Source organism: Ruegeria arenilitoris (assembly GCF_013031355.1).
GTDB lineage: Bacteria > Pseudomonadota > Alphaproteobacteria > Rhodobacterales > Rhodobacteraceae > Ruegeria > Ruegeria arenilitoris_C.
In genome coordinates this window covers 171,833-191,081 of record NZ_WPZO01000002.1, presented here as the reverse complement: position 1 = coordinate 191,081, position 19,249 = coordinate 171,833, and the positions used below count along the sequence as shown (strand labels likewise).

Sequence of the window (19,249 nt, the reverse complement as noted above, 5' to 3'; positions counted from 1 at the left end):
CCTAAGGCCGCCTTTCCAATATGTCAGTGACCGCCCAATATGCCGGTACGGACCGAGTAATCCACCGCCAGTTCGTAATCCGGGTCATCATCGCTATCGACCATCAGGTGGCCGGCCTTGTTCAGCAGCTTGTGGCAATCACGGCTAAGGTGGCGCAGCATGACGCGTTTACCTGCGGCTTCGTATTTGGCGGCGATGTTTTCAATCGCCTGCAGCGCCGACTGATCGACAACGCGGCTTTCGGCAAAATCCACGATCACCGTTTCTGGATCATTTGGTATGTCGAACAGCTCGACGAAGCCATCGGAAGAGCCAAAGAACAGTGGGCCTTGGATCTCATAGACCTTGGCACCCTTTTCAGTCGATGACTCGCGAGTAACGGCGTGAATACGCTTGGCATTGTTCCACGCATAAGCCAGCGCCGAGACGATAACACCAACGACCACGGCAACCGCCAGGTCCTCCATCACCGTCACGACGGTCACCAGAACGATCACGAACGCATCGGTCAGCGGCACCTTGCGCAGGATTTTGAACGAGTTCCAAGCAAAGGTTCCGATGACCACCATGAACATCACCCCGACCAGCGCGGCCAGCGGGATCTGTTCGATCAGCGGCGAGGCGAACAGGATGAAGATCAGCAGGAACAGCGCCGCCGCGATGCCGGCAATGCGCGTACGGCCGCCGGATTTCACGTTGATCATCGATTGCCCGATCATCGCACAACCGCCCATACCGCCAAAGAAACCGGTAGCCACGTTTGCGACGCCCTGTGCGATACACTCTTGCGAGGCTCCGCCGCGCTTGCCGGTAATTTCCCCAACAAGGTTCAGGGTCAGCAGCGATTCAATCAGGCCGATAGCGGCCAGAATAACGGCGTAGGGCAGGATGATCTCAAAGGTTTCCCAGTTCAGCGGCACCATCGGGATGTGGAAGGCGGGCAGCCCGCCTTCGATCGAGGCCAGGTCGCCGACGCGCGGCACGTCCAGCCCAAAGCCAATCACCAGCGCAGCCACAACCAGAATACCCGCCAGCGGTGCAGGAACGATGCGCGTGATACGCGGCATGACCCAGATCACCGCCATGGTCAGCGCCACCAGCCCCAGCATGGTATAGAGCTGCATGCCCGAGAGCCATTCACCGCCACCTACGCCGTGGCCGGTATTTTCCATGGTGCCCGGCACCTTGAACTGACCGAGCTGCGCCAGAAAAATCACAATCGCCAGACCGTTCACAAAACCCAGCATCACCGGATGCGGCACCAGACGGATGAAGCGCCCCCAATGCATGGCCCCCGCAATCACCTGCAGGATGCCCATCAGCACTACGGTTGCGAACAGGTATTCGACCCCATGTTCAGCGACCAGCGCCACCATGACGACGGCGAGCGCCCCGGTTGCGCCCGAAATCATGCCCGGACGGCCGCCAATCAGCGCGGTGATCAGACCGACCATGAAGGCCGCGTAGAGACCGACCAGCGGATGCACCCCGGCAACAAAGGCAAATGCCACCGCCTCGGGCACCAGTGCCAGCGCCACGGTCAGACCGGACAGCAGCTCGATCCGCAGACGCGAGGCGGTCAACCCCTCGTCCGGCACCCATCGCAAATCGGGTTTGGCTATACGATTGGCAAAGCTTGCCAGCATGGCTCGGGGCATGGGACGGTCCTGTCGGTCTGTTTTTGTTCGCGCGAAAGGGGCCTTTTAACGGTCAAACCCCGCCTGAGATACCGCGTCAGGCGGGACCCTGATATGCGCCAGACGCATACCGGACCAGCACCCAACACAAACCGTTGAAGCCACTTGCCAAATCCTCTGCCGCCCCGCAGAAATTCCTCAACGGATTTTTTCACGCGGAGAGCAGCCATGACCCAGACCAAAATCGCCATCATTGGTGGATCAGGTATTTACGAGATCGACGGGCTGGAGAACGCGGAGTGGGTCACGGTGGAAACCCCGTGGGGCGATCCTTCGGACCAAATCCTGACCGGATCGCTGAACGGTGTCGAAATGGCCTTCCTGCCCCGCCACGGGCGCGGGCATGTGCATTCACCGACCGAGGTGCCCTATCGCGCCAATATCGACGCGCTGAAACGGCTGGGGGTAACGGATGTGATCTCGGTATCTGCCTGTGGGTCATTCCGCGAGCATATGGCACCGGGGGATTTCGTGATCGTCGATCAGTTCATCGATAGGACGTTTGCCCGCGAAAAGAGCTTTTTCGGCACCGGTTGCGTTGCCCATGTCAGCGTCGCCCATCCAACCTGCCCACGTCTGTCGGACGCCTGTGAAACCGCAGGCAAGGCGGCGGGTATCACCATTCACCGCGGCGGAACCTATCTGGCTATGGAAGGACCGCAGTTCTCGTCCTTGGCCGAGTCCAAGATGTACCGCGAACAATGGGGCTGCGACGTGATCGGCATGACCAACATGCCCGAGGCGAAACTCGCCCGCGAAGCTGAGCTTTGTTATGCCTCGATCGCCATGGTCACCGATTACGACAGCTGGCATCCTGACCACGGAGAGGTCGACGTGGCCGCCATCATTGCCACCCTGACCGGCAATGCCGAGAAAGGCCGGGCTCTGGTTAAAGGCCTGCCCGATCTGTTGGGAGCCGAGCGCGCACCCTGCCCGCATGGCTGCGACCGCGCGCTGGAATACGCCATCCTGACTGCACCAGAAAAACGCGACCCAGCGTTGCTAGCCAAGTTGGATGCGGTTGCCGGTCGGATTCTCTGATCTGGCTATTGCCCCAGCGCGCCTTGCACCTCGGCCCACAGCCCATGCGACCAGAGGTCGTTATGGGTTCCGCCGGGGATAACGTGCAACTGGGCGGTGTCCCCTGACATCGCCGCCAGCGCCTCACCATGATGCAACGGGATGGTCTCGTCCTCGGTCCCGTGGAAAATCAGGGTTGGCACTGTGATGCTGTCGATCAGGTCGCGGGTGGCGAACTGATCCCTCATCAGGGCCGAGACCGGCAGGAACGGATAGCGCTCGGCTGCCACATCCACGGTGGCGGTAAACGGCGCCTCAAGCACCAGCAACTGCGCGTTGGGCCGCTCTTCGGCAACGGCCGCCGCCACGCCGGTTCCAAGGCTCTGGCCGTGCAGGACAATTTCCGCGCCTTCAGCCTCCAGCCGGTCAAACAATTGCACCCCATCCGAGATCAGCGCCAGTTCCGAGGGCTCGCCCTCGCTGCCCGGGAAACCGCGATAGCTGGGCGCAAGCAGGCCAAAACCACTGTTGAGGATTTCACGCATACGATCGGCCCGGTCGCCCAGATTGCCGCTTTGGCCATGAAAGAACAGAACCGTCGGCGCGTCCTCGATGGCCGGCGGAGCGGACCATGCGGTCAACACTACGCCGTCGGACATGGGAACCGAGATCACATCTACATCGGCCAACCCAACAGCCTTGGGATCGGGCAACTCCCCGGACGGTTTGTACAGCAGCGTATTCTGGTTTGCGTACATATACCCAAGTATCCCGGCGTATAGCGCACCCCCGATCAGGACCAAGAGGATCAACACACGCCGTACCGGCCAGGCTCTCGACCGGGCGGGTTTCGAAAATGTTCCGATGTGATCTGGATGTAGCTGCGTCATTTTTCGCCTCCGATCCCCTGGTGCTTCTTAGTTTGGGAAACCGGGTGCGAGTTTCAAGGAAGATGCACAAGCCTTAATTCAATCTTTAACCTGCACGGCTCGGACTTTTTTATTAGACGGTTCATCGGGGCACGCGCCCTGATACTTTCTGTGAGTTCACCTGAAACAGAAACCTAAGCAATCCACGAATGGCTTGACGTTGCCGCCGCATCGGGGCTTGGTGAGAAAATAGACACAGGAACCCCCATGTCCATCGACCTTTGGCTGGCCTTTGTGGCCGCATCAACCGCCTTGCTGCTGATCCCCGGACCCACCGTACTGCTGGTGCTCAGCTATGCCCTGTCGAAAGGGCGCAGCGTTGCCGTGGCCTCGGCCTCCGGGGTCGCGGTGGGGGATCTCGTGGCCATGACCGCATCGCTGCTGGGCTTGGGCGCGCTGGTACTGGCCTCGGCGACGCTGTTTTCCGTGTTGAAATGGGTGGGTGCGGCCTATCTGGTGTGGCTGGGCCTCAAATTGTTGCGCAGTGCGCCTTCGGGCGGATTGCAGACAGTGGAAACCGGACCCGACGTCACCGCCCACAGTGTCTTTGGCCATGCCGCCGCCGTCACTGCGCTGAACCCGAAATCCATTGCGTTCTTCATTGCCTTTGTGCCGCAGTTTCTGCGCCCGGCGGACCCATTGGGCCCACAATTCGCCATCCTGATCGCTACCTTCGTCGGCCTCGCCTGGCTGAACGCGCTGGCCTATGCGCTGCTGGCGGACAGGCTGCGCCGGATGATCGGACGTGCCGGCGTCATCACCGCGATGACCCGGTTCGGAGGGCTGACGTTGATCGGAATGGGGGTTGCGACCGCCGTCCTGCGCCGCCCGGCCTGAGGATCAATCCTCAGCGTGTTCCTTCATGAAACCACGGATGAACCGTCGGATTTCCCGTGCGGCTGAGGTATCCAGTACCTTGCAAAGTTCGACAAAAGCGTCGCGCTCATCCTTGTCCAGACGCAAGACCAACTGACTGTTTTTCTTGGTAGAACCTTTTCCGTCTTTCTTTGCCACGTTCTTTTCCCCGTCGAACACTTGATTCTTATAGCGATGCAATGTATATACATCGCATAGAAATTGTAGTTATCGAGCACCTAACAATAAAAAAGGAATATGGCAATGAACCTTCATGCTGCTCAGGCATTTCTTTTGCGAGACCAGCGCAACTGGCGCAAACCGCATCTGTCGTGGCTGCCTGCCGCGCTCTATCGGTACAAAAGCCTGCCGAACTCTGTTTCGCAACGTCGCAAGTAAGGCGGCGGTAATCTTTCCTTGCAAGGCTGACCCCAATGGGCCAAACACGCCCGCGTGTTTTGACGCCAAAGGGGTTGGCCATGTCCAGAAACAAGTCGGTCAAGGATTACATCCGAACCATCGTTGATTTCCCGCATGAAGGGATCATGTTCCGGGACGTCACCACCCTGTTCGCCGATCCGCGCGGGTTCCGTATGGCGATCGACCAGATGCTGCACCCCTATGCGGGAGAACAGATCGACAAGGTCGTCGGCCTTGAGGCCCGCGGTTTCATCCTTGGCGGCGCAATTGCCCACCAACTGAGCGTCGGCTTTGTCCCGATCCGCAAAAAGGGCAAGCTGCCCGGCACCACCATCAGCCAAGATTATAAGCTGGAATATGGCGAGGCCATCGTCGAGATTCACGATGACGCCATCCAACCGGGCGAGAAAATCCTGGTCGTCGATGACCTGTTGGCCACCGGGGGCACCGCCGCCGCCGGGATCAAGCTGATCGAGCGGCTGGGCGGTGAGATCGTCTCGTGCTCCTTCATCATCGACCTGCCGGAACTGGGCGGTCGCAAGGTGCTGGAAGAGATGGGCATGGACGTACATATTCTGTGCGAGTTCGAAGGGCTGTAAGCGCCCTGCGTTCACAAGATTGTGAGTGGAAAACCGGGCAGGCTCAGGCTTAGCGCGATGAAGCCCAATATCAACCCGATCCCATAGACACATTCAGTGATCTTTTTGCGAGGGTCATCCGTACCCCTGTTGATGCCAGATGAGGCATTCGAACAAGGGAATTGTATCATGTTTCGCAAACTCGCTATTGCTGGCGTGACCAGCGCTCTGCTTGCCCCTACCGCCTTTGCTGGCGACAACAAAGACATCGTTGACACCGCTGTCGGTGCTGGCAGCTTTGAAACTCTCGTTGCCGCCGTTCAGGCCGCTGATCTGGTGGACACTCTGAAAGGCGAGGGCCCGTTCACCGTGTTCGCCCCCACGGATGAGGCGTTTGCCGCCCTGCCAGAAGGCACCGTGGAAACACTCCTGATGCCCGAGAACAAAGATCAGTTGGTCGCGGTCCTGACCTATCATGTGGTGCCAGGCAAAGTGATGTCGGGTGATTTGTCAGACGACATGACGGCCGCCACGGTTCAGGGTGGAGACATCACTATCGATCTGGACAACGGTGTAATGGTGAATGATGCCAACGTCGTTCAGGCGGATATCGAGACTTCGAACGGCGTGATCCACGTCATCGACAAGGTCATCCTGCCGGGCTCGTAATCGCCCCGTCGCGGCCCGACACATCCAAGGGCCGCGTCTTTACCTCAAAACCGCGCCAGGATTCATGATCCCCAAAGGGTCTAGCGCGGTTTTGATGGCGCGCATGGCCGCCAGCTTTGTCGCATCCCCATATCTCTCCAGATCGCCGGTCTTGAGCCGCCCGACCCCGTGCTCGGCACTGACAGAACCGTCAAACGCGTGAACCAGGTCATGCACGGCGTGTTTCACAGACTGCCTTTGCCCATCGAACTCCGACCGGTCATGTCCAAGCGGCGGGAACACGTTGTAATGCAGATTGCCGTCCCCCAGATGCCCAAAGCAGTTGATACGGAACGGGCCAAGCGCCGCCACCACCTCGGCGCCGCGAACAATAAACTCGGGAATTCGCGAGATCGGGACCGAGATGTCGTGGCTCGACACCGACCCGATCAAGCGGTTCGCCTCGGGGATGCGCTCGCGAACGGCCCAGAGGTCCATGCGCTGCGCCTCGCTCTGCGCGATGACCGCATCACCAACGAGGCCAGCCTCGTTCGCTGCGGCGTAGAGCGTCTCCAGTGCCTCTGACGGTGATTGCCCGGAAAACAGCCCCAATTCGATGAGCACGCACCATTCGGGCCGGGTCGTAAAGGGTTGTCGCACATCCGGCAGCACCTCAGTCAGGAATTGCAGACCCTGCCGGTGGATCAGTTCAAATGTGCTGACCCCGTCCCCCAATTGATCCCGTGCCAGCGCCAGCAACTCGATCGCCGCTTGCGGCGAGGCGACCTGCACCATCGCAGTCCCCACCGCATCGGGTCGCGGAAACAGATGCAGCGAGGCCGCCGTGATGATCCCCAGCGTGCCCTCGGAGCCGACCAGCAGGTCACGCAAATCATACCCGGTGTTGTCCTTGCGCAGCCGGCTGAGCCCATGCCAAATCTCTCCGTTCGGCAAAACTGCCTCCAGCCCCAGACACAGATCACGCGCATTGCCATAGCGCAGCACGTTCACTCCGCCCGCATTGGTGGCGAGGTTGCCACCGATCCGGCACGACCCCTGCGCTGCTAATGCCAGCGGGAACAGCCGGTTGGCTCCCTCAGCGGCGGCCTGCACGTCGGCCAGAATCGCGCCCGCCTCGGCGATCAGAATATTCTCGGTCGGATACACCGCACGGATCGCCGTCATCCGCTCGAGCGAGATCAATAGCGGCGCAGGCCCGTCGGGCATGACCTGCCCACCGACCAGCCCGGTGCCCCCACCGTAAGGAACCACAGGCACCCGCGCGTCCGAGGCCAGCCGCACCAGCGCCGACACCTCCTCAACCGTTCGCGGCAGGGCCAGCAGCCCCGCATGTCCGGCAAATCGACGGCGCGGTTCTTCCAGGTAGCGATCGGTGACAGGGCGCAGGATATCGTCGCCCAGGTCGGCCCTGATCAGGTTGGCAAGGGTCTCATCGGCAGGATTCAGTGTCATACCCATTCCTTGCCCAAGCGGCCCTGTCCCCACAAGCCCTATTCCAATTCAATCAGATAGCGCGGCTCCAGCACCACGACCGTGGGCCGATCCGGTAGTGTCTGCAGCGAAACAACCAGTTCCGAGACACCGTGTCGTTCGACCGGAAAATCATTGCGAATATCGACTAGAAACCGATCCAGCGAAAAGCCGGAAAACCAGTGCATCGGGATGATGACCGAGCTTTTCAGCCGTTTCAGAACCGAGATCATTTCGGGCAGAGGCATGGTCGTGCCCCCATCCACCGCAGCCATCACCACGTCCAGCCGCCCCAAGGCCGCGAACTGTTCGTCTGACGGCACGTGGTGCAGGTGGCCGAGATGACCGATGCACAGGCCTTCAATTTCAAACACAAAGATCGAATTACCGCGTTCTTCGACCCCGCCATAGGGGGATCGGATATCGGTCGAGACATTGCGCACCAACATCTCGCCCAGATCGAGGTGATGCTCAATTCCCTGCCCGAACTCTCCCCAACCGGGCAAAACATGCGGAATGGCCGGGTCGGGATGGGCCGTCCAATGAGTGCTGTGCGCGTGATTCATGGTGACCACGTCAGGGATCAGATCCGCGCTGCCAATGAAGCCGGTGAAATCGGTCACCGCATTCAACCCGCCCTGTGTCTGGATCAGAAACGAGGCATGCGCGATATAGCTGATCCGCACCGAGTAGTCCGGGATCGGGTCTTGCCAGGCGGCCTTGTGAACATACTCGATTCCAGGCGCAGCATCCGCGATGGCGATACAATGGCTCGGCCGCCGCTCCTGCGCCGCAGCCCCGCCCGAGATTACCATCAATGCCGCAAAAACCCAGCGCATGTCGGAAGTGTAGCGCAGAACAGCCCCAAGTCATGCCCCTTGTTCATCTGGCAATAAATATCCCGGGGGAGTCGCGGCCTGCCGCGGCGGCTGCAGAGCCCCCTACCCCGCGTCGGTTTTCCCGCGCCGGTCCGATCGCAGGCTGGCATACAAGACATGCGTCCGCCAGCGCCCGTTGATCTGCAGATACGACTGCGCCACGCCCTCATATTTGAAGCCTGAGCTTTCCAGCAAGCCGCGTGAAGGCTTGTTTTCAGGCAGGCACGCCGCCTCGATCCGGCTCAGGTCCAGACGGGTAAAGGCGTGATGCACCACGGCGCCAATTGCCTCGCGCATATAGCCATTGCGGGCGAAGGCCTCACCCGTCCAATACCCCAACGTCCCCGCCTGCGCCGGGCCGCGACGGACGTTGTCGAGGGTGATTGCCCCCACCAGCACATCATCTGTTCGGCGGAACAGGAACAAAGGGATTGCCGTGCCGCTGGAAACCGATCTCTGTGCCCAATAGACCCGGTTGGTGAAGGACTTGCGGCTAAGATGATCCTTAGCCCAGACCGGCTCCCACGGGGTCAGGTATTCCTTGGACGCACGCCGCAGCGCCGCCCAATCGTTGAAGTCGGAATGCACAGGCGGGCGCAAGCTCAGGCGCTCGGTTTCGAGTTTCAGCTTGCGTCTGCCCAACAGCATCACGCCGCACGCCTCTCCTGCAATTCCGCCAAGGTGGGTGCGCCTGACACCGGACCGTATAGCGCCAGGGCCGCCGGGGCCTTGACGGCCATGTCTTCGGCAAAGGCACGCACGTCCTCGGTGCTGACCGCATCGATCTTGGCGACGGTATCCTCAAGCGAGGGCACCCGGCCCCAGATCTGCACCAACCGCGCCAGACGTTCCGCACGGTTCGACGGGCTTTCCAGCCCCATTAGCATCCCGGCCTTCATCTGGGCACGGGCGCGGGCGACCTCTTCGGGGCTCATGTCCTCCGCAGCCCGCTTCATCTCATCGATGGTGATGGTGGCCAGTTCCGCGACTTGCTCGGCCGAGGTTCCGGCATAAATCGTGGTCGTGCCGGTATCGGCATAGGCGCCGGTCTGCGCGAAAATCGTGTAACACAGCCCGCGCGTTTCCCGCACCTCCTGAAACAGGCGGGAGGACATGCCGCCGCCCAAAGCGGTGGAATAAATCTGCGCGGTATAGATCGCATCATCGCGATAGCCGGGGCTTTCCAGCGCCAGCGCGAAATGTGCCTGCTCCAGCTCTTTCTCCTGCCGCGCTTCGCCACCGGTGAATTGCGCCGCTTCGGGGATCAGACCTTTGCGCGGCTGTAGATGGCCAAACATCTCTTCGGCCATTTTCATCAGCGCGTCGTGATCCACAGCGCCTGCGGCCGACAAGATCATCTGTTCCGGCCCGTAATGCTCAGCCACGAAGCCCGACAGGTCCTCGCGCGAAAAAGCACTCACCCGCTCGGTCGGGCCAAGAATGGTGCGGCCCAGCGGCTGGTCGTGATAGCTTTGCTCCTGCAACCAGTCAAAGATCACGTCGTCGGGCGTGTCATAGGCCTGACCGATCTCTTGCAGGATCACGCCACGCTCGACCTCGATCTCACGCGGGTCGAAAACCGGGTTCAGAACGATGTCGCCGATCACATCCATCGCCAGCGCCACATCGTCTTTCAGAACCCGCGCGTAATAGGCCGTCACTTCGCGCGAGGTATAGGCGTTGATATAGCCGCCCACATCCTCAATCGCCTCGGCGATTTGCAGCGCAGAACGCCGCTCGGTTCCCTTGAACGCCATATGCTCAAGGAAATGCGCGATACCGTTCTGCTCGATCCGTTCATGCCGCCCACCGGCGGTTACCCAGATGCCGATGGCAGCAGATTGCAGCCCCGGCATGTGTTCACTGACGATACGAAAGCCGTTCTTCAGTTGGTCTTGTCTGACTGTCACTCAGCAATATGCCTTCTGATATGTTCCTCGAGGGCGCCCAGATCGTTGGCAATGCGGGTCACCCGTTCCGGACGTTCATACAGATCAGACATGCGAGAGGGAAGAGGCGGATGCACGTCGCTCGCCTTCTCAACCGCTGCCGGGAATTTCGCCGGGTGCGCGGTGGCCAGAGTGATCATCGGCACGTCTGCCGCCCGATGCTCTTCGGCGATCTTGATGCCAACTGCTGTGTGCGGGCAAACCAACTCGGCGCTGTGGGCCAGCGTGTGCTTGATCGTCGCCAGCGTTTCATCCTCGGACGCGCGACCCGAGTCGAAGCTCTCGCGCAGCGCTTCCATCGCGCCCTGGCTGACGTTGAAGCCGCCATTCTTGAGTTCATCCATCAATTGCGCGACGGCGCCGCTATCCTCGCCATAGGCATAGTATAGAGCACGCTCAAAGTTCGAGCTGACCTGAATATCCATAGACGGGCTGATCGAGGGGATAGTGTCGCCCTTGAAATACCCCTCACCCGACAGGCAGCGGTGCAGGATGTCGTTCTGGTTGGTCGCCACCACCAGACGGTCGATGGGAAGCCCCATGCGCTTGGCCAGAAAACCAGCAAAGATGTCGCCGAAATTGCCGGTCGGCACGGTGAAGCTGACCTTGCGATGCGGCGCGCCGAGGCTAACCGCCGCCGAGAAGTAATAGACGATCTGCGCCAGAACCCGCGCAAAGTTGATCGAGTTTACACCCGCCAGCTTCACACCATCGCGGAAGTCGAAATCGTTGAACATGTCCTTCAGCGCGGCTTGGCAGTCGTCGAAATCTCCGTCCACGGCCAGAGCATGAACGTTGCTGTCCGAAGGTGTGGTCATCTGGCGGCGCTGCACCTCGGACACGCGGCCATGCGGGAACAGGATGAACACGTCCACCGCGTCCAGCCCCCGGAACGCCTCGATAGCGGCCGAGCCCGTGTCACCGCTGGTCGCGCCGACGATGGTCACCCGGTCGCCGCGCCGTTTCAGAGCCACTTGAAACAGCTGACCAATCAGCTGCATGGCAAAGTCCTTGAAGGCCAGCGTCGGCCCGTGGAACAGTTCCAGCAGGAAGTGGTTCTCGTTCAGCTGCTTCAGCGGCGCGCGGGCGTCGTGGCCGAACCCTTCGTAGGCGCGAGCGATGATCGCCTTGAACTCATCCTCAGCGAACGAGCCGCTGACATAGGGCCACATCACCCGAAAAGCGATTTCCTCATAGGGCAGACCCGCGAGCGCTGCGATTTCATCCTGCGTCATCACCGGGATCTCAGCGGGCAGGTACAGGCCGCCGTCACGGGCCAGCCCGGTCAGCATCGCCTCTTCAAAGGTCAGTTCAGGCGCTTGGCCACGGGTCGAGATGTATTTCATTGCTCTTCACTTTCAGAAGGGGCGCGGTTGCGCCACAGGAAATAACCGGTCATCGCGGCCCAGACCAGAGCCAGACCAAACCATGTGATTGCATATTGCAGGTGATCGTTGGGAATGCCCGCCGTATCCACCGGCAGAGGCGTCACCCCCGGGTCAGTTTCCGAACGGGCGATCAACAACACAGGCTCTGCCCCCAGCGCAGCCGCCAGATTGGGCACATCCCGGGCAAACCAGATGTTGTCGTCGATATCGGGTTCGGGGGTATAGCTGTCGATCTCATCCGGCCAGTGCAGATTGCCGGTGACCTCCATTGGCCCCGTCAGGCGATCAGCCTGCTTGGCCGTCGTTGGCACAAAGCCCCGGTCGACAAGAATGGTCCGGTCTTCCGTGCTGAAGGACTGGATGATCCGATATCCTGCCCCGACCTGCTTGACCGAAACCAGTACGTGAATTTCCCCCGGCTCCATGTCTCCGACCACGGTCACGGGAAGAAACTTGTCGTTTTCCTCCAAAACCGTCTCGGGCAGGCCAATCGGCTCAGCTGCGATACGCGCCTCGATCTCGGCCAGCACATCCTGTTTCCATGTCAGCCTCTGCACCTGCCAGACGCCCAGCCAGACCAGCACGCCCAGACCGGCAAGACCGAAGATCAGCAAAAAGAGAATGCGGCGCATTTATAGACCATGTTGCAAAGCCGGAACCGGCGTCTTGTTAAGGGGCACGCGGACCGAATTGCAACCACGCAATTGTATCGGGCGCAATCTTGAGCCCTGATCGAGAAAAAGCCGCCCCAAAGGGCGGCTTTTGCAATTGAACAGCCTGACAGGCGTTACATCAGCGGGGCCTGACCCCAGATGTAGACAGCGAAGAACAGGAACAGCCAGACAACGTCCACGAAGTGCCAGTACCAGGCCGCGGCCTCGAAACCGACATGCTTTTCAGGGGTAAAGTCACCGCGCAGCGCCCGGATCAGACAGACTGACAGGAAGATCGTCCCGATGATCACGTGAGCACCGTGGAAGCCGGTTGCCATGAAGAAGTTCGAATAGAACTGGTCACCACCGAATTTCCAGCCGTCATGGGCCAGTAGTTCAAAATACTCGAAGGCCTGAAGGAAGGTAAACGCGATGCCCAGCGCAATACCGATGGCCAGACCCTGCACCAGCGCCCTGCGGTCATTGTTGTGGACCAGAGCATGGTGCGCCCACGTGATGGCACATCCCGACAGCAGCAGAACGAGCGTGTTGATCAGCGGCAGATGGAACGGGTCAACCGCATGGATATCCGGCTGGATGTACTCGGTGCCGGCATAATCGTACATCGGGTACATGCGATGTTTGAAGAACGACCAGAACCAGGCGAAGAAGAACATCACCTCGGACATCACGAACAGGATGAAACCATAACGCAGGCCGATACGGACAACCGGCGTGTGATCCCCCGCGCGGCTTTCGGCCACCACTTCGGACCACCAGGCAAACATGGTGTAAAGAACGGCCACCAGACCAGCCCAGAACATGAACGAGGTGATGCCGTGCATCCAGAGGACAGCTCCGAACAGCATCACAAAGCCGCCGACTGCGCCGAAAAGCGGCCAGATCGACGGGGCCAGAATGTGATAATCGTGGTTTTTAGCGTGTGCCATCAGCGTCCCTCACCTACAGGCGTTAGTTCGTGTTTGTATCTGCCTGCGTTTCAAGGGCGGCGTAGCCCTCGGGCAGGTCTATTTCGTAGAATGTATACGACAGAGTGATCGTATGCACATATTTGGCTTCCAAATCCTCGACCATTTCAGGATCGACGAAGAAGCTCACCGGCATCTGAACCCGTTCCCCGGGTTGCAGCACCTGTTCTTCAAAGCAGAAACAGGCGATTTTCTGGAAATACCCGCCAGCCGAATAAGGCGCGACGTTATAAGACGCCTGCCCGGCAATCGGGCGGTCGGTCGGGTTATAGGCCTCATAGAAGGCCAGCCCAGTCTCGCCGATGCGCACTTCCATCTCACGCTCGACCGGCTTGAACTCCCAAGCCATGCCCTTGGCTTTCGAGGCGTCAAAGCGGACAGTCACTGTGCGGTCCAGAATTTCTTCGGGCGCTTGCGCAGCCACGCCGGTGGTGCCACCAAACCCGGTGACACGGCAGAACCAGTCGTAGAATGGCACCGCAGCCCAGGCCAGGCTACCCATCAGGACAACCACACCCACCGTCTGCGCAACCGTTTTCTGCGGACCGGTCAATGCCATCAGTTCTGCACCTCCTGCGCGGGTACACCCATGCTCGTGCCCGAAACCTTAACGATGGTCAGGCCGAAGATGATCACGATGAAGGCTGCCAATGTCAGGCCGACCCCCAGATTGCGGCTAAACCGACGTTCGTGCAGCTCGTGGCTTTTACGCAGGCTCATGACCACCCTCCCAAGCCATAGGGTTTCAACAGCGCTTCGGCCAGAATTGCACCGAAGTGCAGGAAAAGATAGAGCAGCGACAGCTTGAAGAAAGAGCGTTCGACCTTGAAGTTGTCCGCCTCTGCATCATCCTCGGACCGGCGTGAGATCTGCCATGCGCCGCGCAGGAACAGGGCGTTCATCACCACCGCAACGGTCAGGTAGATCGGGCCACCAATACCCGAAAACGCAGTGCCAACCGCCAGCGTTGCCAGCAGCGCGGTGTAAACCAGAATATGCCAACGCGTTGCGCGGCGACCATGGGTTACGGTCAGCATCGGCACGCCCGCATCGTCGTAATCCGAGCGCATGAACAGCGCCAGCGCCCAGAAATGCGGCGGTGTCCACATGAAGGTCAGCGCGAACATCAGCCAAGGCTCAAGCGTCATCGACCCTGTGGCGGCAACCCAACCGATCACCGGCGGGAAAGCCCCTGCCGCGCCGCCGATAACGATGTTCTGAGGCGTCGAACGCTTTAGCCACATCGTGTAGACGACAACATAGAAAAAGATGGTAAAGGCCAGAAACGCACCGGCAAACCAGTTCGTCGCCAGCCCCAGCATGATCACGGACAGGCCGGACAGCGCCAGCCCGATCGCCAGAGCTTCGCCCTCTTCAACCTTGCCGGACGGAATCGGGCGGCGTTTGGTGCGTTTCATCACCTTGTCGATATCCGCATCCCACCACATGTTCAGCGCACCCGAGGCACCACCGCCGATAGCGATGAACAGGATGGCACAGAAGCCGACGAAGGGATGGACCGGCACCGGAGCGGCCAGCAGACCGACCAGAGCCGTAAACACCACCAGCGACATCACACGCGGCTTCAGCAGGGCGAAATAGTCGCCAAAGCTGGCCTCGTCCGCGCGGGTTTGCGCGGTCACGGTGCTGGCATTGATGCTTGCGTCGCTCATATCCGGTCCTTCTGAGGCGAAAGCTGCGCAATCACCGCGCAGCCTGCTTGTGTTGATCTAGGCCCTTGCAGGCTTAGTTCGATGCAACCTGGTAAGCTGCGGGCTGACCTGCATACTCTTCCAGGGCGCCCTGCAGCCATTGCTCATACGCCTCTTCGCTGACCACTTTGACGGTGATCGGCATATAGGCGTGGTCCTTGCCGCACAGTTCCGAGCACTGGCCGAAATAGACGCCTTCCTTGTCGGCCCGGAACCACAGTTCCGCCAAGCGGCCCGGTACGCCGTCCTGCTTCACGCCGAAGGACGGGATCGTCCAAGAGTGAATCACGTCGGATGCGGTGACCTGCATAACGACGATCTTGCCAACCGGCACGACAACGGCGGTGTCCGTGGCCAGAAGCCATTCGTCATCGCTGTAACCTGCGTCGGCCAGCTTGGCGCGCATCGCATCATCGAGGACAAACGGTGTTACGTCAGCATCCGCAGGGCGGGCACCTTCATCCAGCGTCGCCGGATGGCCCAGCAAATAGCTGTCGAATGCAAAATCGTGGTCAACATACTCATAGGTCCAGTACCACTGGTTGCCCACAACCTTGATGACCACGTCGCCTTCGGGAATCTCCTGCTGCTTGAACAGAACCGGCAACGAGAAGGCACCGATAAAGACCAGAATCAGGATCGGACCGAGGGTCCAGGCGATCTCAACCGGGGTATAGTGCGAGAAGCGCGCCGGTGTCGGATTCACACGCTGGTTGTACCGCACGATGCAATAAATCAGCAGCGCAGCAACGAACAGGCAGATCACGGTAATGATCACCAGAATCATGCCGTCCAGCCGTTGAATCCCGTCGGCAAGGCTGGTGGCCGCGGGCTGGAAACCCATGCCGCCGTCAACCGGTTTGCCAATAATCTCAAGCTCCTGAGCCATGGCGGGAAGGCTGGAGAGGGCTGTCATGAACCCCGAAAGCATCAAAGCATTCTTCATTTTCTGTCCTGATCGTTTGATCTTTGCGTCCCTGTCGAAAAGGTGTGAATCGGTCGCACCTCTCCCGTTGTCTTTGGCAAAGTTAAAAACCATATTCCGAATGTTAGATAAAGCAAAATGCTTGCGTCAAACAGACGCTATTTTTGATCTGGATCAAACCCGAAAGGTCCCAAGTGATGCCCAACGACCCGTTTCGCCCCTTTGATAGCGCTCTTCCGCAGGACGAAGCGCTTGCGGTATTGCAGTCTGCCACTGCCGGGGCCGAGGACGGAGAACTGTTCGTCGAGCGGCGGAAATCCGAGTCTCTGGTCTTTGATGACGGACGCCTGAAGACTGCGTCCTATGACGCGTCCGAAGGATTCGGCCTACGCGCCGTTCAAGGTGAAGTTGCAGGATATGCCCATTCCACCGACGTCTCGATTCCGGCGCTGAAACGGGCGGCCGAAACCGCGCGGCTGGCTGTAGGCGACGGTGGCGGCACACTGGCCGAGGCACCACGCGCCACCAATACGCGGCTTTATACGGACAAAGACCCGATCGAATCCGCCAGCTTTCCGGTTAAGATCGAGACCCTGCGTGAGATCGACGCCTTCTCCCGCGACCTTGACCCGCGCGTCGTACAGGTTAGCGCATCGCTCATGGCCGCCGTGCAAGAGGTCGAAATCCTGCGCCCTGACGGCGTTCTAGTGCGCGATGTGCGCCCCATGACCCGCCTGAACGTGTCGGTCATCGTTGAGCAGAACGGTCGCCGGGAAAGCGGCTCGGCGGGTGGTGGAGGTCGCGTCGGTCTCGATGGCCTGATCGACCCCGCCGATTGGCAGGACAAAGCGCGTGAGGCGCTGAGGATCGCACTTGTCAATCTGGACGCCGTCCCTGCCCCGGCCGGTGTGATGGAGGTCGCCCTCGGCCCCGGCTGGCCAGGCATTCTGCTGCACGAGGCCATCGGGCACGGGTTGGAAGGCGATTTCAACCGCAAGGGCAGCTCGGCTTTTGCCGGGCTTATGGGCCAGCAGATTGCGTCCAAAGGCGTGACGGTTGTGGATGACGGCACCATTGCGGACCGGCGCGGATCGATCACGGTGGATGACGAAGGCACGCCCAGTTCACGAACCGTGCTGATCGAAGATGGCGTTCTGACCGGCTACATGCAGGACCGTCAGAACGCCCGTTTGATGGGCGTCGCGCCGACCGGAAACGGGCGGCGGCAGAGCTATGCGCACAAACCAATGCCACGCATGACAAATACCGTGATGCTGGGCGGGGATGCTGATCCGGCTTCTTTGGTTGCAGATATAAAAGACGGCATCTGGGCCGTGGGTTTCGGCGGTGGTCAGGTGGATATCACCAACGGCAAGTTCGTGTTTTCCTGCACCGAGGCCTATCGCGTTGAAAACGGCAAGATCGGCGCTCCGGTCAAAGGCGCGACGCTGATTGGCGACGGGCCGTCTGCACTGAACCGAATTCGCGGATTGGGCAATGACATGGCGCTTGATCCGGGGATGGGGACTTGTGGCAAAGACGGTCAATGGGTGCCGGTCGGCGTCGGCCAGCCCACAGTTCTGATGGATGGCCTGACGGTCGGCGGATCAGCAGCCTAAGAGAGAATCGGCCCCGTCACGGTTAACGCTGCGCTTTCTAAAATGTTGTTCTTCGGCGTCCGCTTGATAATCACCTCAGGCGGGCGCTTTAATTTTATGGATTAAAATCAATTCATTACTACCACTCACAAATCAAACCCCGAAAATTATCCGAATAATTTGAGAGGATTCACAAGCTGTTAACCCCTGCAACCGTAAACCAGTTCTGCAATCAGGCGGAGCAACGGATGACCGAAGAGCAGCTTTCTTCCTATCACCCCACACTCCCACCCACCACGGAAGAGGATCGGTTTTCCTGGCTTCGTCTGTTGCGCTCGCGCAAGGTTGGTCCGGCGACATTTCGGCGGCTGCTGCGGGAACATGGCTCGGCGCAGAACGCGCTGGCCGCGCTGCCTGAAATGGCACGCGCTGCCGGAATTGAAGGGTATGAAATTTGCCCACCCGGCGTGATTGAGGCGGAACTCAAGGCCGCAAAAGCCACAAATGCGCAGCTTTTGTGCCTTGGGTCCGCTGATTTTCCTGATGCTTTGAACGATCTGTCCGACGCCCCGCCGATGCTGTGGGCGATTGGCGATATTTCATTGCTGCGCAAACCCTGCATTGCGATGGTCGGAGCGCGGAACTGTTCGTCACTGGGTGCGCGGATGGCCCGCGGGCTTGCGACCGACCTTGGGAAGCAGGGGTATGTCGTGGTGTCTGGACTGGCGCGTGGAATTGACACGTCGGCACATATGGCCGCGCTGGAGACGGGCACCGTGGCGGTCATGGCTGGCGGCGTGGACGTAATCTACCCCGCCGAAAATACCGATCTGGCCGGAGACATCGCCCAATCGGGGCTGCGCGTGTCCGAGCAGCCGATGGGCGTGACCCCACAGGCCCGGCACTTTCCGCGCCGCAACCGGATCATCTCGGGGCTGGCGCAGGCAGTAGTGGTGGTCGAAGCCGCTGCCAAATCCGGCAGCCTGATTACCGCACGCGATGCCCTGGATCAGGGGCGAGAGGTTCTTGCCGTGCCCGGCCACCCCTTCGATGCTCGCGCGGCAGGCTGCAATCTGCTGATCCGCGACGGGGCTTCCTTGGTTCGATCCGCGGAGGACGTCATCGAAGCATTGCCGCAGCAACAGGCAGACTTGTTCGAAGCGCACCTGCCCGAAGTGCCAGTGGAACCGGCCCCTTCGGGTGCGGCCTTGCACGATGAGATACTGTCCCGTTTGGGGCCGTCTCCGATTGCCGAAGACCAGCTGATCCGCGACATCGCGGCCACGGCGGGCGAGATTGCTCCGGCTCTGGTCGACCTGGAACTGGACGGGCGCATTCAGCGCCAGCCTGGCGGATTGTTGTCCCTGACCGCTTGACGAAGCGGTTCGCTGAATACGCTAGAAATTCCACCTCTATCACGCTGAAATCACCATCAAATTCCAGTTTTTAAAGGAACGCATTGACAATTCGCTCTTGCCCTACACATTTTGCACGATCATAGAAGGCGCCCAATTCGTCG

General features: G+C 60.1%; 21 protein-coding genes. 7 read left to right on the top strand and 14 right to left on the bottom strand.

What is annotated here, in order from left to right; translation table 11 throughout:
* Positions 1 to 23 precede the first annotated feature (23 nt).
* A complete protein-coding gene (locus tag GOX63_RS06550) occupies positions 24 to 1,658 on the bottom strand; it encodes a SulP family inorganic anion transporter (RefSeq protein ID WP_170545191.1) in 1,635 nt (544 codons plus the stop codon).
* A gap of 207 nt (positions 1,659 to 1,865) precedes the next feature.
* Between GOX63_RS06550 and GOX63_RS06545 the strand changes: the two genes are divergently transcribed.
* Complete coding sequence (locus tag GOX63_RS06545) at positions 1,866 to 2,738, top strand: S-methyl-5'-thioadenosine phosphorylase (RefSeq protein ID WP_170326866.1); 873 nt, start codon at positions 1,866 to 1,868, stop codon at positions 2,736 to 2,738.
* 5 nt (positions 2,739 to 2,743) lie between these two features.
* Here GOX63_RS06545 and GOX63_RS06540 read toward each other — a convergent pair whose 3' ends face one another.
* On the bottom strand, positions 2,744 to 3,607 hold the full coding sequence (locus tag GOX63_RS06540) for an alpha/beta hydrolase (RefSeq protein ID WP_170326867.1): 864 nt from the start codon (positions 3,605 to 3,607) through the stop codon (positions 2,744 to 2,746).
* A gap of 246 nt (positions 3,608 to 3,853) precedes the next feature.
* Between GOX63_RS06540 and GOX63_RS06535 the strand changes: the two genes are divergently transcribed.
* Positions 3,854 to 4,483 (top strand): LysE family translocator, encoded by a 630-nt coding sequence (locus tag GOX63_RS06535; RefSeq protein ID WP_170326868.1) that lies wholly within the window; start codon positions 3,854 to 3,856, stop codon positions 4,481 to 4,483.
* Between the two features lie 3 nt (positions 4,484 to 4,486).
* Here the strand turns inward: GOX63_RS06535 and GOX63_RS06530 are convergent, their stop codons facing one another.
* Complete coding sequence (locus GOX63_RS06530; RefSeq protein ID WP_170326869.1) at positions 4,487 to 4,660, bottom strand: hypothetical protein; 174 nt, start codon at positions 4,658 to 4,660, stop codon at positions 4,487 to 4,489.
* Between the two features lie 105 nt (positions 4,661 to 4,765).
* Between GOX63_RS06530 and GOX63_RS23945 the strand changes: the two genes are divergently transcribed.
* The 3 genes from GOX63_RS23945 (at position 4,766) to GOX63_RS06520 (ending at position 6,168) form a co-directional block, all read left to right on the top strand.
* Positions 4,766 to 4,900 (top strand): hypothetical protein, encoded by a 135-nt coding sequence (locus GOX63_RS23945; protein WP_302477135.1) that lies wholly within the window; start codon positions 4,766 to 4,768, stop codon positions 4,898 to 4,900.
* 80 nt (positions 4,901 to 4,980) lie between these two features.
* Positions 4,981 to 5,520 carry an adenine phosphoribosyltransferase gene (locus GOX63_RS06525; RefSeq protein WP_170326870.1) on the top strand — a complete coding sequence of 180 codons (540 nt, stop codon included), beginning with the start codon at positions 4,981 to 4,983 and terminating at the stop codon, positions 5,518 to 5,520.
* Positions 5,521 to 5,688: 168 nt separating this feature from the next.
* Positions 5,689 to 6,168, top strand: coding sequence for a fasciclin domain-containing protein (locus GOX63_RS06520; RefSeq protein WP_170326871.1), 480 nt, complete (start codon positions 5,689 to 5,691; stop codon positions 6,166 to 6,168).
* Between the two features lie 39 nt (positions 6,169 to 6,207).
* Here the strand turns inward: GOX63_RS06520 and GOX63_RS06515 are convergent, their stop codons facing one another.
* The 11 genes from GOX63_RS06515 to coxB form a co-directional block, all read right to left on the bottom strand.
* A complete protein-coding gene (locus GOX63_RS06515) occupies positions 6,208 to 7,620 on the bottom strand; it encodes an FAD-binding oxidoreductase (protein ID WP_170326872.1) in 1,413 nt (470 codons plus the stop codon).
* A gap of 38 nt (positions 7,621 to 7,658) precedes the next feature.
* Positions 7,659 to 8,477, bottom strand: a complete 819-nt coding sequence (locus GOX63_RS06510) for an MBL fold metallo-hydrolase (RefSeq protein WP_170326873.1) — start codon at positions 8,475 to 8,477, stop codon at positions 7,659 to 7,661.
* A 102-nt stretch (positions 8,478 to 8,579) separates the two neighbouring features.
* Positions 8,580 to 9,164, bottom strand: a complete 585-nt coding sequence (locus GOX63_RS06505) for a GNAT family N-acetyltransferase (protein ID WP_170326874.1) — start codon at positions 9,162 to 9,164, stop codon at positions 8,580 to 8,582.
* The gene (locus tag GOX63_RS06500; protein WP_170326875.1) at positions 9,164 to 10,426 is read right to left on the bottom strand and encodes a M16 family metallopeptidase; all 1,263 of its coding nucleotides are present in this window, start codon (positions 10,424 to 10,426) and stop codon (positions 9,164 to 9,166) included. Before GOX63_RS06500 ends, GOX63_RS06505 begins: the two co-directional genes overlap by 1 nt.
* On the bottom strand, positions 10,423 to 11,811 hold the full coding sequence (thrC, locus tag GOX63_RS06495; RefSeq protein WP_170326876.1) for a threonine synthase: 1,389 nt from the start codon (positions 11,809 to 11,811) through the stop codon (positions 10,423 to 10,425). Before thrC ends, GOX63_RS06500 begins: the two co-directional genes overlap by 4 nt.
* Positions 11,808 to 12,485, bottom strand: a complete 678-nt coding sequence (locus tag GOX63_RS06490) for an SURF1 family protein (RefSeq protein WP_170326877.1) — start codon at positions 12,483 to 12,485, stop codon at positions 11,808 to 11,810. The genes thrC and GOX63_RS06490 overlap by 4 nt, the downstream gene beginning before the upstream one ends.
* Before the next feature lie 155 nt (positions 12,486 to 12,640).
* Complete coding sequence (locus GOX63_RS06485; protein ID WP_170326878.1) at positions 12,641 to 13,456, bottom strand: cytochrome c oxidase subunit 3; 816 nt, start codon at positions 13,454 to 13,456, stop codon at positions 12,641 to 12,643.
* Between the two features lie 22 nt (positions 13,457 to 13,478).
* The gene (locus GOX63_RS06480; protein ID WP_170326879.1) at positions 13,479 to 14,054 is read right to left on the bottom strand and encodes a cytochrome c oxidase assembly protein; all 576 of its coding nucleotides are present in this window, start codon (positions 14,052 to 14,054) and stop codon (positions 13,479 to 13,481) included.
* Complete coding sequence (locus GOX63_RS06475) at positions 14,054 to 14,215, bottom strand: hypothetical protein (protein WP_170326880.1); 162 nt, start codon at positions 14,213 to 14,215, stop codon at positions 14,054 to 14,056. The genes GOX63_RS06480 and GOX63_RS06475 overlap by 1 nt, the downstream gene beginning before the upstream one ends.
* On the bottom strand, positions 14,212 to 15,168 hold the full coding sequence (cyoE, locus tag GOX63_RS06470) for a heme o synthase (protein WP_170326881.1): 957 nt from the start codon (positions 15,166 to 15,168) through the stop codon (positions 14,212 to 14,214). Before cyoE ends, GOX63_RS06475 begins: the two co-directional genes overlap by 4 nt.
* A gap of 73 nt (positions 15,169 to 15,241) precedes the next feature.
* Positions 15,242 to 16,153, bottom strand: coding sequence for a cytochrome c oxidase subunit II (gene coxB, locus GOX63_RS06465; RefSeq protein ID WP_170326882.1), 912 nt, complete (start codon positions 16,151 to 16,153; stop codon positions 15,242 to 15,244).
* Positions 16,154 to 16,329: 176 nt separating this feature from the next.
* Here coxB and tldD point away from each other — a divergent pair, with 176 nt between their 5' ends.
* Both tldD and dprA read left to right on the top strand, forming a co-directional pair.
* Complete coding sequence (gene tldD / locus GOX63_RS06460) at positions 16,330 to 17,751, top strand: metalloprotease TldD (protein WP_170326883.1); 1,422 nt, start codon at positions 16,330 to 16,332, stop codon at positions 17,749 to 17,751.
* A gap of 227 nt (positions 17,752 to 17,978) precedes the next feature.
* Complete coding sequence (gene dprA / locus GOX63_RS06455; protein ID WP_170545188.1) at positions 17,979 to 19,106, top strand: DNA-processing protein DprA; 1,128 nt, start codon at positions 17,979 to 17,981, stop codon at positions 19,104 to 19,106.
* The last annotated feature ends 143 nt before the right edge of the window (positions 19,107 to 19,249 follow it).